Genomic DNA, 17,105 nt, shown 5'->3' on the forward strand with positions numbered 1-17,105 from the left:
TTGTTTGGGTTAAGTACAGATATTCAGTATGGTTCCCATAAAGACTGTTCTCAAAGATTCAGAGGAAGTCACTCGGTTGTTTTCTCATCTCGAATTTGATGGAAAAAACCTCAATCATCAACCGGGTAGTGTATTGGGAAGTACTGCATTAATTGCGGGAACCACTGTCGGGGCAGGGATTCTCGCCCTCCCAGCCGTTACCCTACCGTCTGGGATTGTGCCATCTACATCTGGACTAATTGCTGTTTGGCTCTACGCATTAGTTTCTGGCTTACTGGTTGCAGAAGTTACCTTAAACACCATACGAACAGAAGGGCGGCCAAGCATAGGTTTTTTGGGAATTGTTGAGAAAACCCTTGGGAAGTTGGGAGCGCGAATTGCCGGCGGCGCATATTTATTTATGCATTATGCTCTGTTGGTAGCATACATCACCGAAGGTGGAGAGATTTTAGGATTTGCAGCGAGAAAAGTCTGGGGTTTGCAGATATTGCCTACATGGGTGGGGACAACAACTTTCACGCTCTTATTTGGTGGCATTATGTATCTTGGGCGAGAAAAATTTATTGAGAAATTAAACAACGCCTTTGTCGGAATTGTCATCGTTTCCTTCTTGGGATTATTATTTTTGGCAGGAGGGCATATTCAGACTACCCAACTGTTATTTCAGGATTGGAGCGCCCTTGGCAGTGCCATTTCAGTCATGTCTGTGGCGCTGTTTTTCCAAAACGTTGTGCCTCTAGTTGTGACGCAACTCGAAGGAGATGCCCGCAAAATTCGTCAGTCCATTTTTGTTGGTTCTGTGATTCCTCTAATTATGTTCTTGGCGTGGAATGCCGTAATTTTAGGAAGCGTCAGTCCCGATATGCTACATAGCACATCTGACGGTAGAACTGTTTTTAACCCATTGCAAACTCTCCGAGCCGGTGGTGCGGGGGAATGGTTAGGAGTACTAGTATGCATTTTTTCAGAGTTTGCGATCGTTACATCATTCATTGGATTTGTATACGGATTGCTGGATTTGTTCAAAGATATTTTCCTCCCTCAACAGGGCGGATTTTCTAGGCGCTTACCCCTCTATTCGCTGGTTCTTTTCCCTCCCATGACTCTGGGAACGCTCAACCCCAGCATCTTTTTTACTGCCTTAGATTACACTGGAACATTTAGTATTTCAGTTCTAGGTGGAATTATGCCGGCGTTAATGAGTTGGAAGCAACGTCAAGAACAAAAAAACTCAGATAGCATCAATCAACCACTCGTTCCTGGTGGGAAGGTGACACTCATTGTCATGATTGGAGTGGCATTAGCCATGATGGTCAGACAAATTCTGTCAATTTAAGCTGATGTGCAGCTAAATTTTATAACAAGAAAACCCAAAAATATTGTAATGCGGGCATCTTGCCCGCGTCCAATATACAAATTAAATACGCAATAGCTTACCATCAAAATTTTGGTGTAGTATAAAAGCATATAAATGTAGTATAAAATGCCAACCACAATTAAATGAGTGATTCTCGCCTCGTTAAAATCAGCAAATATCTCAGTAAATATCTGCGACACACACCGGATGCAATTGGAATTAAACTGGCTCCCGGTGGTTGGGTTGGTGTTGATGAACTACTTACTGCTTGTGCTGCAAACAAATTTCCGCTCACCCGTCAGGAATTACAGGTGGTAGTTGAATTCAGTGATAAACAACGCTTTGCTTTTGATTCTACAGGTAATCTGATTCGTGCGAACCAAGGACATAGTGTAGAAGTCGATTTACAATTGGAACCTGTTGTTCCTCCAGATGAGCTTTATCACGGCACGGGACGCAAATCTGTAGAGTCAATTCTGCAAACAGGACTTTGCAAAATGTCACGCCATCATGTCCATTTATCGAAGGATATGGTAACAGCACAAACTGTTGGAGCCAGGCATGGAAAACCAGTAGTTTTTACTGTAAATACTGCGGCAATGCATCAGGCTGGTTACATCTTCTATTGTTCTGCTAATGGTGTTTGGTTAGTGGATCATGTGCCACCTGAGTATCTACAAAAAATTTGAACTGGGGATTGGTGACTAGGGCGTGTTTTCAAACTACTCGTTTAGCCTCCTAATTTTTTAGATCCCCCTAAATCCCCCGATAAATTGGGGGACTTTAAGAGATTTGTAGCCCCCCTTTTTTAAGCAGGGCTGTTTCATTCCCCAAAGAGCTTTAAAAATCAAGGGTTCTAGCGATTAAAAATTAGTTATTTTGTTACCAACGTGCCGATGAAACCAACTATTTTACTGATATTTCAGTGCTTAAATGTTCATCTCTTCGTCACGCTTACTTACAATTTTCTTGCTAATCATCTTGACAAATCCTGTTTGAAATGGAATGAATCGGCCCTGCCTTTTTTAAGGGGGGTTGGGGGGATCTAAGACTTTGACAACACGCCCTAGTTCGAATGGCACTAAGTTAAGATACAATGCTTGTCCTCACTGGTTCCCAGCCTAGAGGCTGGGAACCCATTCTGGGAGGCTCCGCCTCCAGTGACTTGGCCAGAGGCAGCAGCCCCTCAGAATACATTCCCAGCCTCCAGGCTGGGAACGAGGGGACACGAGCTTTTGGGGTTTTCTTAGTGCCATTCGCCCTAATCCCTAGTCCCCTAGTCCCCAATTCCCAGTTCAAATCAACATCCCAGCAATAGAAGCGGTGATAAAACCCGCTAACAATCCGCCAATCATTGACCTTACACCCATACGAGCTAAGTCATGTTGACGATTCGGTGCTATCCCGGCAATACCGCCAATGGTAATGCCAATTGAACCGATATTTGCAAAATTACATAATGCGTAAGTCGCAATAATTACTGCGCGTTGGGAAATTTTACCGCTTTGAATTAGTGCCTTCAAATCCAAAAAAGCAATAAACTCATTGAGAATTGTCTTTGTACCCAATAAAGCCCCTACCTGCCGGCAATCAGCCCAAGGTACGCCCATCAGCCACGCCACGGGAGCCATAACAAAAGACAAAATCCACTGTAATGACAGTTGCGGTAAGCCCACAAATGCCCCCAACCATCCCATCAGGGCATTTAGAGCAGCTAATAATCCTAAAAAGGCCATAATCATCACGCCAACGTTAACTGCTAACTTCACACCGTCAATTGCTCCGGTAGTAGCAGCATCAATTACATTCACATAATTGGTTTCTACATTCATCTCTACCTTACCAACCGTCTCTGATACTTCTGTTTCTGGGTAAAGTAATTTTGATACTACCAACGATGTGGGAGCAGTCATAAAGAAAGCAGCAATTAAGTGTTGTGCTGGTATGCCAAAGGAAAGATATGCCCCTAGTACTCCGGTGGCAATTGTCGCAAAACCACCCGTCATCACGGCATGGAGTTCTGATTGCGTCATATTTGCTACATAAGGTTTAACCATCAGCGCCGATTCTGTTGGTCCCAAAAAGATGTTACCTGCACAGGATAAAGATTCAGAACCCGATGTTTTCATCGTCTTCATCATTACCCACGCCATCACATTTACAACTCGCTGTAAAATTCCGTAGTAATACAAGACGCTGATGAAGGCAGAGAAAAAGATAATTGTGGGCAGCACTTCAAAAGCAAAGAAATGATCCTTAAAATTTTCTCCAAAGACAAATTTGGCACCGACATCAGAAAATGCTAAAAATTGGCTGACAATATCTCCCAGAGATTTAAACACATTTAAACCCCAAGGAGTTTTCAGAATTACTAGGGCAAATACAAACTCCAATCCCAAACCCCACGCGACTATTCGCCAACGCACCGCACGACGATTCACTGAGAAGGCGTAGGATATACCGATAAAAACCAAGATTCCTAACGCAGAAATGGCGCGTTCCATGTTTACTCCCGGAAATGTATCGCTAAGGCACTTAGTCAGAAAGCATACAGAAAAACTCGCCTTTTTTGGGGATTTTTAGTAAATTATTAGAGTAAAGATGAATTTAGCGAATCAACTCAAAAATAACCAAGCGTTTAAATTGGTTTATCAACAGGATGATGTTTATTTATTTAAAAAGCAGTAATATTGGTGTAATATGTGGATATTGATACAGTAAAAAATATTTATTTACCCTAAAAGTTACAAGTATGTCATTGCGAGTGAAACTTTTGTTACATAGTTAGGTTAACTCGTGCCTACCTATTTACCACAGTCGGTTTGCACCGCAACAAACTGCTTGTCTTCTTTAATCAAAGATTGGGTTATCAGTCTTTTCGATTCAGCATCAAACCCCAGATAATAATATTTCCTTGTTTGATTTTGCGATGGCTTACATCCTACGATTGTTACCTCCCAGATCCAGCGATTACGAGAAACCGATTTGTCTTTGTCTCCGGCATATTCAGACCATTTTACAAGCCGTTTAGAGATGACAACAAATGGATGTCTGACGGGAGTAACTATAACTAACTGGTTTATCAGTTCTTCTTTGGATATGTAACTATTGTCAGGAAAATCATATTGGGGAATAGATGCAAACGCAGAAGAAAATAGCGAGGTTACGATTGATAATGATAGAACAATTTGTTTAAGCATACAAACAAAAAAGCCTTCAATAATAATATTGAAGGCTTTTTTTATTTTTTGTTCCTAGTTATTTTTAAGTTTCTTTAGAGATTATTCGGGTTGATTCCCTTTTTTTTTTAATCTAGCTAAAAGTTCTTGAAGTTGTTGTTGAGTTTGCTCTAGTTGTTGCTGTTGCTCAATTGTTACTTCTTCTGGTGTTGAATATCTATTACCATTTTCGTCATACCAATACAACCATTCTCGCGTGATTCTTTGGTAGGTTCCTCGTTCACGTCCAATCCCTAAACCAATTTCCGGCATCCAGATTTTATCGCCTGGTTGTAAAATATATTCACCATTAACTAACCGATAAACTTCTAAACGCTGACGCTTACGACGTAAGCGGGTTGGTGCATAAATTACATAATACAAAATTCCTAATTGGGCATAATCTACTTTCTTTTGTTCGTATTCAAAATTGTAAGTTTGGGAAACAATTTCTAACGATAAAATTGGAGAAATGCCATCTTCTTCCCAAAATACATAACTAGAACGCCCATTTTCTCCAACAAAACGTTCTACACCCAAACTTAGAAACCCATCGGGGACAATGGCAGGTTTATTGACTGTATAATAAATTCCCATGTTGATACCAAAAAACCAATCATCACGGGCTTGCCAAATAGCAGCTAATATGGCTAACAATAAGTTGGGAATTAATATTTGCAGTTCGTTATCCACAGGAGTGTCATCAGAATCTGGCAATTCTGCTGATGAAGGTAGGCACTCTAATGGATTGTAGTTTAACATAAGCAGTTCTCAATCCCAAATAATAAATCTAAATCTGTTTTACCATAACTTTAGGGTAGCTCAGGCTACACATAATACTTAGTGGCTTGGTTGCCTTTATTACTTTCTGTAGTCACTTTGTTTAGGTAAATCATTGACTCAATATTGGCAATGTCTACGACAAGTAACTACGTATCTGTGCTTTGGGCGCAGGAGTCACTAAAAATTCATTTCTTTAGTTTATCTAAAGTCGCATCTCAGTTATCAAATTACCTTTCTAAGATAGAAGCAGCAACTATTTTAATTAAGTTGCCACACCCAACTAACACCCAACTAACAGCTAGTGGCTGCGGAGAACACAAAAATGGCTAAAGCGCCAGAATCTTTAGACTTATCTACTTACGACGCTACAGACAAAGCTTTAGATCGTGATTGTACAACCTTATCTCGTCACGTTCTCCAGCAACTTCAGAGTTTTTCGCCAGATGCACAAGATTTAAGTGCGCTGATGAATCGTATTGCCCTAGCCGGCAAACTGGTTGCTCGCCGCATGAGTCGCGCTGGTTTAATGGAAGGCGTTCTCGGTTTTACTGGGGAAGTGAATGTCCAAGGCGAATCTGTCAAAAAGATGGATGTCTATGCCAATGATGTCTTTATCTCAGTGTTTAAGCAAAGCGGCTTAGTCTGTCGCCTCGCTTCTGAGGAAATGGAAAATCCCTATTACATCCCCGAAAATTGCCCCATTGGGCGCTATACTCTGCTGTATGATCCGATTGACGGCTCATCCAACACTGATAATAATCTCAGCTTAGGTTCCATTTTCGCCATTCGCCAACAAGAAGGGACTGATAGCGACGGTAAGGCAACTGACCTCCTCACCAATGGACGTAAGCAACTCGCTGCCGGATACATCCTGTATGGTCCTTGCACAATGCTGGTTTATACTATCGGTAAGGGCGTTCATTCCTTTGTCCTCGATCCCAGCTTAGGAGAGTTTATTCTCACAGAAGAAAATATCCGCATTCCTACCCACGGGTCAGTTTACAGCGTGAACGAAGGTAACTTCTGGCAGTGGGAAGAATCGATTCGAGAATATATCCGCTACGTTCATCGCACAGAAGGCTACAGCGCTCGTTATAGCGGCGCAATGGTGAGCGACATTCATAGAATTTTGGTTCAAGGCGGTGTGTTTCTCTACCCAGGCACAATTCAAAACCCAGAAGGGAAATTGCGCTTGCTTTATGAAACCGCTCCTCTCGCCTTTTTGATTGAGCAAGCAGGTGGTCGTGCTACTACAGGATTGGTAAATATCTTAGATGTAGTGCCGAAAAAACTGCATCAGCGCACACCTTTAATTATTGGTAGCAAAGAGGATGTAGCAAAGGTGGAGTCTTTTATTCAAAACGGACACTAGTGTTAGAAGGCAGTACCGATGAAAAAGGGACTGGGGACTGGGGACTGGGGACTAGTATTTTTACTTAGCACTCAGCACGGGCTACGCCCCGTTACGTTAACAGCACTCGGCACTTTCAAGGCAGAAGATAGGAGAAAAAAGCTTGTAAATTATGCTTTTGAACTTTTTTTGACTGGATAGTTATTTTTGCCATACTGCACTAGAAGAGAGAGACAGAAGTATCAAGGATGCATCTAGCTTCTGGCATTAATTAAAAGTTAATCATGGTGATTTACGATTGGGAATGGAGAATAGCACTTTTTGAAGATCAATTAAAGATTATCTCAGCTGGCCGATGCGATAAGTGATTGGCAACGTCACAATTCAAAAGTCACCATCAACATTTGATGGGTTTTGCCAACTTCACTTAGAAACATCACTATACAGGAGTGAAACAAATTAGAGCTATGGCTACCAATCATCTACTAGAAATTAAGCAATACGGTCAAAGTATCTGGATAGATAATTTGACCCGTGACATTATTCAATCAGGCGAACTCAAAGAACTGGTTGAAAATCAAGGAATCTCTGGGATTACCTCTAACCCAGCGATCTTTGAAAAGGCGATCGCTGGTAATGTTATTTATGATGCCGATATCGAAGCCGGAATTCGGGCTGGCTTACCGACAGCCAAAATTTACGAATCCCTCGTTTTTGCAGATATCCGTAATGCCTGTGATATTTTGCGCCCTGTTTATGAAGCCTCCAATAGACTAGATGGTTATGTGAGTCTCGAAGTCCCGCCAACCATCGCCCAAGATACTGAAGCAACGATAACCGAAGCCCGGCGCTATTTCCAAGAAATTGGTCGGGAAAATTTGATGATTAAAATTCCCGGTACAGAATCTGGCTTACCAGCAGTGGAACAGGCGATCGCCGATGGGATAAATGTCAATATTACGCTACTGTTTTCTGTAGAAAGCTATGTAAACACAGCTTGGGCATATATTCAGGGCTTAGAAAAACGGGTAGCTGAGGGTAAAGACATCAGTAAAATTGCTTCAGTCGCTAGTTTCTTCCTTAGTCGGATTGATAGCAACATTGATGGCAAAATTGATGCTAAGTTGAAAAAAGGTGTTGATGATATTGCCGTGGAAGCAAAGCTCTTGGCTGTGAAAGGGAAAGTAGCGATCGCTAACGCTAAGATTGCCTACCAAGAATACAAGAAAATCATTAGAAGCGAGCGTTGGCAAGCCTTAGCAGCCAAAGGAGCCAAAGTACAACGGCTACTTTGGGCTAGCACCAGCACCAAAGACCCCAACTACAGAGACGTGATGTATATCGAGGAGTTGATTGGCCACGATACCGTCAACACCGTACCACCAGCGACCATTAAAGCTTGTGCCGATCATTGTAACGTAGGCGATCGCTTAGAAACAGATGTAGACAAAGCCTACACGCTGATCGAAAACCTCAAAGATCCCGACATCAACATCGATCTCGATGCCGTAATGGATGAACTGTTAGCCGAAGGTATTGACAAATTCATCCAGCCCTTCCAGTCCTTGATGAACTCTTTAGAAGAAAAGATCAAGGTATTGTCACCAGTGTAGGCACTAGGGACTGGGGACTGGGGACTGGGGACTGGGGACTGGTAAGCAATTTTCCTAATACCAATCCCCAATACCCAATACCCACTCCCTAATACCCAGTCTCCAATCTCAAAATCCAAAATCTAAAATCCAAAATTGTTATGGTTAGTCTGCTAGAAAATCCCTTGCGCGTTGGTCTGCAACAACAAAGGATGCCCGAACCCCAGATTATAGTCATTTTTGGCGCTTCTGGCGATCTCACCTGGCGCAAACTCGTGCCAGCACTTTACAAATTGCGGCGAGAACGGCGTATACCACCAGAGACTACCATTGTCGGTGTGGCACGTCGAGAATGGAGCCACGAATACTTCCGTGAACAAATGCAAAAGGGCATGGAAGAGGCGCATCCTGATGTCGATTTAGGGGAACTCTGGCAAGACTTCTCTCAAGGTCTGTTCTACAGTCCTGGGGATATAGACAACCCGGAAGGCTACCAAAAACTGAAAACGTTATTGGCTGAATTAGACGAAAAACGGGGCACGCGAGGTAATCGCATGTTCTACCTCTCAGTTGCCCCCTCATTCTTTCCCGAAGCGATTAAGCAGCTAGGAACCGCCGGGATGCTAGAAGATCCTTACAAACATCGTCTAGTAATTGAAAAACCCTTTGGTCGGGACTTGGCTTCTGCCCAGAATCTTAACCAAGTGGTACAGAAATTTTGCAAAGAACATCAAGTATACCGTATTGACCACTACTTGGGTAAAGAAACAGTCCAGAATTTGCTGGTGTTTCGCTTTGCCAATGCGATTTTTGAGCCGTTGTGGAATCGTCAATTTGTTGACCACGTACAAATTACCGTGGCAGAAACCGTGGGAGTGGAAGACCGGGCTGGTTACTATGAAAGCGCCGGCGCACTTCGGGATATGTTGCAAAATCACCTCATGCAACTTTACTGCCTAACGGCGATGGAAGCACCCAACGCAATGGATGCCGACAGCATCCGCACAGAAAAAGTCAAGGTACTCAAAGCTACCCGTTTAGCTGATGTTCACAATCTGGCGCGGTCAGCAGTACGTGGTCAGTATAGCGCTGGTTGGATGAAGGGTGAAGCAGCGCCAGGGTATCGGACAGAACCAGGCGTTGATCCTAACTCCACCACACCCACTTATGTAGCGATGAAGTTTTTGGTGGATAACTGGCGCTGGAAAGGTGTTCCTTTCTACTTGCGTACCGGGAAGCGGATGCCGAAAAAAGTCAGTGAGATTTCCATCCACTTCCGCGAAGTTCCCTCTCGGATGTTCCAATCTGCGGCGCAACAAACAAACGCCAATATTTTGACGATGCGGATTCAGCCCAATGAAGGTATTTCCCTGCGTTTTGATGTGAAAATGCCAGGGGCAGAATTCCGTACCCGTTCCGTTGACATGGACTTTAGTTATGGTTCCTTTGGCATCCAAGCAACATCCGATGCCTACGATCGCTTATTCCTTGATTGTATGATGGGCGATCAAACATTGTTCACCCGCGCGGACGAAGTAGAAGCAGCTTGGCAGGTAGTAACGCCAGCCCTTTCCGTTTGGGATGCACCCGCCGACCCAAATACTATTCCCCAGTACGAAGCCGGAACCTGGGAACCAGCAGAAGCAGAATTCTTAATTAACCAAGATGGGCGTCGCTGGCGCAGACTCTAAATATTAGTCATTAGTCATGAGTCATTAGTAAAAACAAATGACAAATGACAAATGACAAAACCCAAAACCCAAAACCCAAAACTTCCTATGGCTCCCCAATCTTCGACAATTTATTCACTTCAGACACCAAAAGATATTTCCCTTAACGAAATAGATGCGGAACTGAGTCAAATTTGGCAAAGTTACGGCATCACTGGCGAGGACGGTGGGCTTCCTGCTGCTACTCGGGCTACGACATTTAGCTTAGTGGTTTACGAACCAGAAGAAACCCAGTATCTTTTAGCTACTTTGGGATTTTACAACGGCCCGCTTGATGGGATTTTAGGGCCTCAGATGCAAGCTGCCTTGCGGCAAGTGCAGACAAAACATGCACTGCCAAATACGGGAACAGCAACACCTGAAACCCTGGCAATCTTGAGAGAAGAATTCGTCAAACGTCAAGGAAACGGAGCTACGGGGGATAATGGTTCTATTGAACTTCCCAGCTTAAATGCCCCAAGTCCTAGAATTGCTGATGAAATCGCCCTCCGCAATCCTTGCCGGATTATTGCACTGTTTCCCATTGCTGGCGAAGATAAAGGGGTAAAGGCTCAAGTTTCTGCCTATTGTCCCATCCAAAAGCAATCGTCAAGTACACTAATTTGCTGTGAATACATAACTCTCAGTGGAACTGCTGCTGCCTTGGAACGTATAGGCGGCATGATTCCAGCATTGTTAATTGGCGGCTTACCAAAGTTTATTTGGTGGAAAGCAACACCAGACCCCAACAATGGTCTATTCAAGCGGCTGTCAGCAGTTTGTAATAATGTGATTGTGGATTCTTGCCGCTTTAACGAGCCAGAAAGTGATTTACTCCGCCTCCAAGAGTTAGTAGAAAGTGGTGTTCCCCTGGCTGACCTCAACTGGCGTCGCCTTTCAGCATGGCAAGAATTGACAGCTGAAGCCTACGACTCACCTAACCGTCGCGCCGCCCTTAAGGAAGTTGACCGAGTAACCATTGATTACGAAAAAGGCAACCCCGCACAAGCTTTGCTGTTTTTGGGTTGGCTGGCCAGTCGTCTAGAATGGCAGCCAGTTTCCTATCAAAAGGAAACTGGAGATTACGACATCACTCGCATTCACTTTATTGCCCAAGACCAACGGCAAGTAGAAGCTGAGTTAGCGGGTGTTCCCCTGGCTGATGTGGGTGAAATTGCCGGCGACTTGATTGCTTTGCGGCTCAGTTCGACAAATCCAAAGGCAGACTGTGGTACAGTAATTTGCTCAGAAACTGGTGGCTGTATGCGGATGGAAACCCACGGTGGCGCCCAATCCGCCGGTCTGTTTCAACAAGTTACTTCACTTTCAGAGCAAAAGGCGGAAGCATTACTGAGTCAGCAGGTACAACGTTGGGGACGTGAGTCGCTTTTTGAAGAAAGTCTGGGGATTACAGCGAATATTTTCAAGTTGGCAACCAATAGTTAGTTTCGCCTGGAAACAATAAAAGTTACCCAAATTGCGACAATTAAATGCAAACCCTTCTGATTTTTGGATATTTCAATCATCTGGAGGGTTTTTCTATTTTAGGACTTAGGCATCACCGTACCAAACCGGGAAAATTGTACGCTAAGGCTGAAACCAAGATGGGGTAATGCTACTGTACAATACTGTATGAGGCAGTAGGAAGATGTCTGAAACTTTATTAGAAGGTATAATGCAGTCAACACCACTGATATCAGATCAAAAAACTTTGGGCGGAAAACGTAGGCTAGAAGCTGTAACAGCGTATTTGGAACCGGATTTAAAGGCTGTCTTGGAAGAATGGGCTAATTCTGAGTCACGTTCTTTAAGCAGTCTGGTTGTTTACTTGCTGTCTCAGGCGGCCAAGGAGCGACAACAAGACAAGGGGGCAGGATGAGCGAAGAAAGACTCGACCGGATCGAAGCCGCCCTAGATAGGCAAGTGGCCGTCAACGCCGACCTCCGCACCTCGGTTACAGAACTACGTGCCACCGCAGACGCACTGCTGCAAGTCGCAACAATTCACCAGCAAAATTTTGAACGCCTGACAATAGAGCTAAACGCCTCACGCGTTGAATGGCGAACCCAAATTGACCGCATCTGGGAATACCTCCAGGAGCGCGGCAACGGTCGAGGTGAGGGATAACCTGAAAGTGCGATCGTGGTAGCCTAAAGTTACTACCCTCATCCGGTAAGCGATCAGAGCCACGCAATACTGTAATATCTCCCTGTTGTACTAGAGCCAATTGATCTCCGGTGCTACCGTGGTGATGACCAACGCATAACTGCAAACATAGCTCGATTTTTATCTAGAAGTTGTTTGAATTTTGTCAACATAAAATTACTTATGTATTCAATTAAATTGAATTCACTCACTTAATTTTTTAAGACTTTGAAGATTCAATAAAAATTACTGCTGATTAATGAGTTTTTCCTTGTGCAAGTGATCTGTCGATATTTCAATAAGATAGTTGGGATTGGGGCTTTTTTAATTGCTGGGAAAACTACTCTTAAACCACTCGGTAGCAACGTGAAAACGTAAGCAAACAACGCACCAAAACCTAGAGAATTAGGCAGAGGAACAATATCTAAATTCCACATAATTCTTCTCTTATTGTTTTTGTTTAAGAAATAGTTTAGCTTGAATGCTTACTCTTTCGCCCTTTCTTAATACCCAGATTATTCTTTCCTAATTGGATTGATAATTAACTATCTTTAGGTACTCAGGGAAGCAATAATTAATTATTTTTCAGTAGGCGTAGATATCAATACGGTTCAGTTAAGGCTGAAAGCGTTATTGATGATGTCAACTACTTCTACTGGACTGGCGCTCTAGTGGTCTGTCAAGCTAAAAATTGTGTGTGACCAACTTTTGAAATCGTTTGCTAGGAATATATTCTGGGACTGCTTACGCACAAAATCAAAATTGACAGACCACTAGGCTTTAATGGTAGGTTTTGACCACGACTATGCCACCTGCTTATTGCTTGACCAACGTAGCGACAGTGATATGTGGCCAGTTGATCCCCAAGAATTGCAGGAAGATGGTCTGGGTGTATTGAAGCTGTAAAAAGGTGCTGCCATCTGGCTGCTGCACCGTTTCAATCCAGAAGATCGCGTCAAGTGTCACCGCATTAGCGTTCTGCACGACAAAGGGGATGTTGACAATGCTGCTATTGACTGTACCACCACCAGGTGCTGGGACGCTGACACTGCCTCCTGTCGGTGCGGCAATGTTGACAACGGTGCCTGGGGGGTTTGGGTCTGTGGCATTCGCGCTCGACGGGATGGAAACAGACTCGGATGTAGTGGTAATGATCAGCACCACGGTGTTAATGATTTTCTGTCCGAGAATGGCATCCTGTAGCGCCAGGTTTGGATTGGCTACGTAGGGCAGCTTGAAGTCTGGCGGTAGGGGCGGGTTAAGGAAGGGTGTGTTATATCCCGGTGTATCGATCAGCCGCACGTTGTCTGAAAGGCGAATTGGCGAAGCATCAGCCGCTGCAATGACCGGACCGCTCGGCACTGAAAACGGTACGCCCAGTGCGCTCACCGCATCGCCGTGCGGAATTGTGGCCAGTCGTGCCACCGTCGTTGCTGATTGTACAGGAAAGACTGTAGTCGGAGGAACATTCAGCCAGAAACCAGGCTCAATGTGCAACGGCTCATTGGTCACGAAATCGCTGATGCGCTGGAGATAGCTCAATGCGTTTAATTGGATGTCAGGTTGCCCCGTAGTGGGATCGGCCAAGCTGGTGATCACGCCTCGGTTGGGAACCGTCCCACCGACAGGCGTGAACTGCAAAGTCTCGATGGTTTTATTCAGCTTCAGGCGGAACGGTGCTGGACCAGTGCTGGGAAAAGTCGAATCGAAATCCGGCAGTTCAACCAAGCTGAAGCCGGTGCCGACCCAAGTACCCGCTAGGTCCGAGAGCAACCCAAGGGAGTCTGATACCTTTTGGAGTGTCACCCCGGGGCGAGTATTGATGGAATTGGCGTTAAGCGGATCTGTATTTTCAGACATAAGCCTCCTTTCCCTAATACATAGGGTTATTTAAATGAGATTGACTAACACATCCTCAATTCAAACAAGAAACGGTTACACATATATCTACTGATTGCAGTTTGAAGATTACGGAAAAGCTGGCAGATTTTTCTAAATAGGAAAGCGGTTTTTACTTAGATGAGTTTTTCTTGAAGTCCAGCCTAGAAACTTTAGTGGGATCACTGAGTTCTTCATCTGTGTCCATACCCAGCAGATTATTACTCCAATAGTTAGAAGCAATAACCACTGCAAACCCTTAAAGTGATGCCAGAATCATTTCAAAATAGGAGTTAAAGCTTATCGACACAATAAATTATGGTAAAGATTATTGGTCAAAACCAGGAGACGAAAAATCTATGGAACTTGGAATGATTGGACTTGGACGGATGGGCGCAAACATGGCAGAGCGCTTAATGCGTGCTGGGCATCGTGTAGTTGGGTATGTCCGTCGGACAGAGAAATTGTCCGCAATGGTGAAGGAAGGTGTAATTGCAGCCGGAGCAAGCTCAATCGCCGATCTAGTCAGCAAGTTATCCAAACCCCGTGCCGTCTGGTTGATGGTGCCTGCGGCTTCGGTGGATGAAACAATTGAAACCCTGATTGAGCTACTCGAGCCAGACGACATTATTATAGATGGTGGTAACTCTTACTACCATGATGACATTCGTCGAGCAGCCACACTCAAGGATCAAGGCATTCAGTACATTGATTGCGGTACGAGCGGAGGTGTTTGGGGATTGGAGCGGGGTTATTGCTTAATGATCGGGGGTGAACAGGTGGCTATCAAACGCCTTGACCCAATTTTTGCAACTCTAGCTCCGGGTATAGGAGAGATTGACCGTACTCCCGGACGAGAGAAGGTGGGCGGGACTGCGGAACAAGGCTATCTCCACTGCGGGGCCATCGGTGCAGGACACTTCGTGAAAATGGTACACAACGGTATTGAGTACGGTGTCATGGCGGCCTATGCAGAGGGGCTGAATATTCTTCACCACGCCAACGTGGGCAATAATCAGCGCGAGATCGATGCCGAAACCACACCATTACGAAATCCAGAGTATTATCAGTATGACTTGAATCTGGCAGATATTGCCGAAGTCTGGCGGCGGGGTAGTGTAATTGCTTCCTGGCTATTGGATTTGACAGCGATCGCCTTGTTGACAAGCCCCAATTTAGAAGAGTTTGGTGGTCGTGTATCAGATTCTGGCGAAGGGCGCTGGAGTGCGATCGCCGCAATTGACGAATCTGTACCGACTCCGGTGTTAAGTGCAGCGCTCTTTGCTCGCTTTAGCTCGCGTGGGGAAGCAGACTTTGCCGACAAACTTTTGTCAGCCATGCGCTATCAGTTTGGCGGGCATGATGAAAAAGCTAATTCTTAAAGAGGTTAGTCATGGGAACTCCTGATTCAGACGCACTGGTATTTTTTGGGGCAACAGGTGACTTAGCTTACAAGAAAATCTTCCCCAGCCTTCAGGCAATGGTACGACGTGGCAATCTCAATGTCCCAGTGATTGGGGTTGCCGGACGACCTTGGACGACGGATCAACTTAGGGAAAGGGCACGTGATAGCCTAGAACATCATGGTGGTGTAGAGAGAGACGCATTTGAGAAACTTTCTGCACTACTCCAATACGTTGCTGGTGACTACAACAAACCAGAAACTTACGAAAAATTACGTCAAGCCCTTGGTGATGCTACTCGTCCCCTGTACTATCTGGCAATTCCACCAAGTCTGTTTGCACAAGTAGTGTCAGGATTGGGCGAATCAGGCTGTGCTAAAAATGCGCGAGTGGTAATTGAAAAACCATTTGGACGGGATTTGGAATCAGCACGCGAGTTAAATCAAATTCTGGCATCAGTTTTTCCCGAATCATCCATTTATCGCATCGACCATTACCTGGGCAAAGAACCACTGCTGAATTTACTCTATTTTCGGTTTGCCAACTCTTTTCTCGAACCCATCTGGAATCGCAACTATGTTGAAAGCATCCAGATTGTGATGGCAGAGGACTTTGGCATTCAAGGAAGGGGGCGCTTCTATGAGGAAACTGGCGCAATTCGGGATGTGGTGGAAAACCACATGCTGCAAATATTGGCTTCAGTGTGCATGGATGCTCCCGCCAGTACGGCTGCCGATTCCATCCGGGATGAAAAAGAGCGTATTCTCAAAGCTATAGGGGAAGTGCAACCCGATGAGATTATTCGCGGTCAATTTTGTAATTACCGTAACGAAGAAGGTGTTTCTCCTGACTCCCAAGTAGAAACTTTTGTTGCCGTGCGGTTATTTATAAATACGTGGCGGTGGTCAGGAGTTCCCATCTACATTCGGGCTGGGAAGAAATTGCCTGTCAAAACTACTGAGGTGATGGTCAAGCTCAAGTGTCCACCTTTAGATGTGTTCCAGGAGGGAGGAAAAGAAAACGGTAATTATGTTCGTTTTTTACTAGATCCAGAGGTAATTGTGGGATTGGGCGCTCGCACTAAAATCCCTGGAGAAGATATGATCGGCTCTACAGTTGAACTCCTAGCCTTTTACGGAGGTGGCGACGAGATGGAACCCTATGAACGTCTATTGGGTGATGCCATGCGGGGCGATCCCAGCTTGTTTGTACGAGAAGATACTGTAGAAGAGGAATGGCGGATTGTCCAGCCAATTCTCGATAACGTCACACCCATTTATGAGTATGAGCCAAATACATGGGGACCACCTGAGTCAGATCAACTGCTCTTGCCAAGGGATCAGTGGAACAACCCATTAGCTAGAGAGTAAGTTACTGCTGTCGAAGTTCCAGAGTTGACAGAGGAAGAACATAAAACAACCTTCCTGACAATAGAAGAATTAAAAACGGGAAATCCTCGAAATAAACCTGACATCAGGCATGATAGTGCCGATAAGCAACACCAACGGGAAGATGAATCCGGGAAATGGGGTTGCGGTGGCTCCAGTTAATCACTAAGGAAATAAATTGGTAATGGGCATCACCGTACCAAACCGGGAAAATTGTACGCTAAGGCTGAAACCAAGATGGGGTAAGCTTTTCAAGAAGTGATTTCCACTATCAAATTGGT

General features: G+C 44.6%; 16 protein-coding genes. 11 read left to right on the forward strand and 5 right to left on the reverse strand.

Annotation, left to right across the window (positions count from 1 at the left end; genetic code table 11):
- Positions 1–28 precede the first annotated feature (28 nt).
- Positions 29–1,336 carry an amino acid permease gene (locus V7K97_RS15360; RefSeq protein ID WP_334801895.1) on the forward strand — a complete coding sequence of 436 codons (1,308 nt, stop codon included), beginning with the start codon at positions 29–31 and terminating at the stop codon, positions 1,334–1,336.
- A gap of 164 nt (positions 1,337–1,500) precedes the next feature.
- Positions 1,501–2,046 (forward strand): RNA 2'-phosphotransferase, encoded by a 546-nt coding sequence (locus V7K97_RS15365; RefSeq protein WP_334801896.1) that lies wholly within the window; start codon positions 1,501–1,503, stop codon positions 2,044–2,046.
- 606 nt (positions 2,047–2,652) lie between these two features.
- Here V7K97_RS15365 and V7K97_RS15370 read toward each other — a convergent pair.
- The 3 genes from V7K97_RS15370 to V7K97_RS15380 form a co-directional block, all read right to left on the reverse strand.
- On the reverse strand, positions 2,653–3,861 hold the full coding sequence (locus tag V7K97_RS15370) for a NupC/NupG family nucleoside CNT transporter (RefSeq protein ID WP_334801897.1): 1,209 nt from the start codon (positions 3,859–3,861) through the stop codon (positions 2,653–2,655).
- A 300-nt stretch (positions 3,862–4,161) separates the two neighbouring features.
- Positions 4,162–4,557, reverse strand: coding sequence for a hypothetical protein (locus V7K97_RS15375; RefSeq protein ID WP_334801898.1), 396 nt, complete (start codon positions 4,555–4,557; stop codon positions 4,162–4,164).
- Positions 4,558–4,638: 81 nt separating this feature from the next.
- Positions 4,639–5,337, reverse strand: coding sequence for a Uma2 family endonuclease (locus V7K97_RS15380; protein WP_334801899.1), 699 nt, complete (start codon positions 5,335–5,337; stop codon positions 4,639–4,641).
- A gap of 150 nt (positions 5,338–5,487) precedes the next feature.
- Here V7K97_RS15380 and V7K97_RS15385 point away from each other — a divergent pair, with 150 nt between their 5' ends.
- From V7K97_RS15385 to V7K97_RS15410, 6 genes are all read left to right on the forward strand, one after another.
- On the forward strand, positions 5,488–5,688 hold the full coding sequence (locus V7K97_RS15385; RefSeq protein ID WP_334801900.1) for a hypothetical protein: 201 nt from the start codon (positions 5,488–5,490) through the stop codon (positions 5,686–5,688).
- On the forward strand, positions 5,681–6,730 hold the full coding sequence (gene fbp, locus V7K97_RS15390; protein WP_334801901.1) for a class 1 fructose-bisphosphatase: 1,050 nt from the start codon (positions 5,681–5,683) through the stop codon (positions 6,728–6,730). The genes V7K97_RS15385 and fbp overlap by 8 nt, the downstream gene beginning before the upstream one ends.
- A gap of 446 nt (positions 6,731–7,176) precedes the next feature.
- Positions 7,177–8,322 (forward strand): transaldolase, encoded by a 1,146-nt coding sequence (tal, locus tag V7K97_RS15395; RefSeq protein ID WP_334801902.1) that lies wholly within the window; start codon positions 7,177–7,179, stop codon positions 8,320–8,322.
- 140 nt (positions 8,323–8,462) lie between these two features.
- Positions 8,463–9,992: a glucose-6-phosphate dehydrogenase gene (gene zwf, locus V7K97_RS15400; protein ID WP_334801903.1), complete on the forward strand. Its 1,530-nt coding sequence runs from the start codon at positions 8,463–8,465 to the stop codon at positions 9,990–9,992.
- Between the two features lie 87 nt (positions 9,993–10,079).
- Complete coding sequence (gene opcA / locus V7K97_RS15405; protein ID WP_334801935.1) at positions 10,080–11,456, forward strand: glucose-6-phosphate dehydrogenase assembly protein OpcA; 1,377 nt, start codon at positions 10,080–10,082, stop codon at positions 11,454–11,456.
- A gap of 202 nt (positions 11,457–11,658) precedes the next feature.
- A complete protein-coding gene (locus V7K97_RS15410; protein ID WP_334801904.1) occupies positions 11,659–11,889 on the forward strand; it encodes a ribbon-helix-helix domain-containing protein in 231 nt (76 codons plus the stop codon).
- Between the two features lie 75 nt (positions 11,890–11,964).
- Here the strand turns inward: V7K97_RS15410 and V7K97_RS15415 are convergent, their stop codons facing one another.
- Both V7K97_RS15415 and V7K97_RS15420 read right to left on the reverse strand, forming a co-directional pair.
- Positions 11,965–12,282: a hypothetical protein gene (locus V7K97_RS15415; protein ID WP_334801905.1), complete on the reverse strand. Its 318-nt coding sequence runs from the start codon at positions 12,280–12,282 to the stop codon at positions 11,965–11,967.
- Positions 12,283–12,971: 689 nt separating this feature from the next.
- On the reverse strand, positions 12,972–14,015 hold the full coding sequence (locus V7K97_RS15420; protein WP_334801906.1) for a heme-binding protein: 1,044 nt from the start codon (positions 14,013–14,015) through the stop codon (positions 12,972–12,974).
- Between the two features lie 377 nt (positions 14,016–14,392).
- On the opposite strand from V7K97_RS15420, the gene gnd reads away from it, so the two are divergent.
- The 3 genes from gnd to V7K97_RS15435 are packed head-to-tail and all read left to right on the forward strand — an operon-like array spanning position 14,393 to position 16,986.
- The gene (gene gnd, locus V7K97_RS15425; RefSeq protein WP_334801907.1) at positions 14,393–15,415 is read left to right on the forward strand and encodes a phosphogluconate dehydrogenase (NAD(+)-dependent, decarboxylating); all 1,023 of its coding nucleotides are present in this window, start codon (positions 14,393–14,395) and stop codon (positions 15,413–15,415) included.
- Positions 15,416–15,426: 11 nt separating this feature from the next.
- Positions 15,427–16,806 (forward strand): glucose-6-phosphate dehydrogenase, encoded by a 1,380-nt coding sequence (gene zwf / locus V7K97_RS15430; RefSeq protein WP_334801908.1) that lies wholly within the window; start codon positions 15,427–15,429, stop codon positions 16,804–16,806.
- 24 nt (positions 16,807–16,830) lie between these two features.
- A complete protein-coding gene (locus V7K97_RS15435; RefSeq protein ID WP_334801909.1) occupies positions 16,831–16,986 on the forward strand; it encodes a hypothetical protein in 156 nt (51 codons plus the stop codon).
- The last annotated feature ends 119 nt before the right edge of the window (positions 16,987–17,105 follow it).

This window comes from Nostoc sp., assembly GCF_036917815.1.
Lineage (GTDB): Bacteria > Cyanobacteriota > Cyanobacteriia > Cyanobacteriales > Nostocaceae > Nostoc.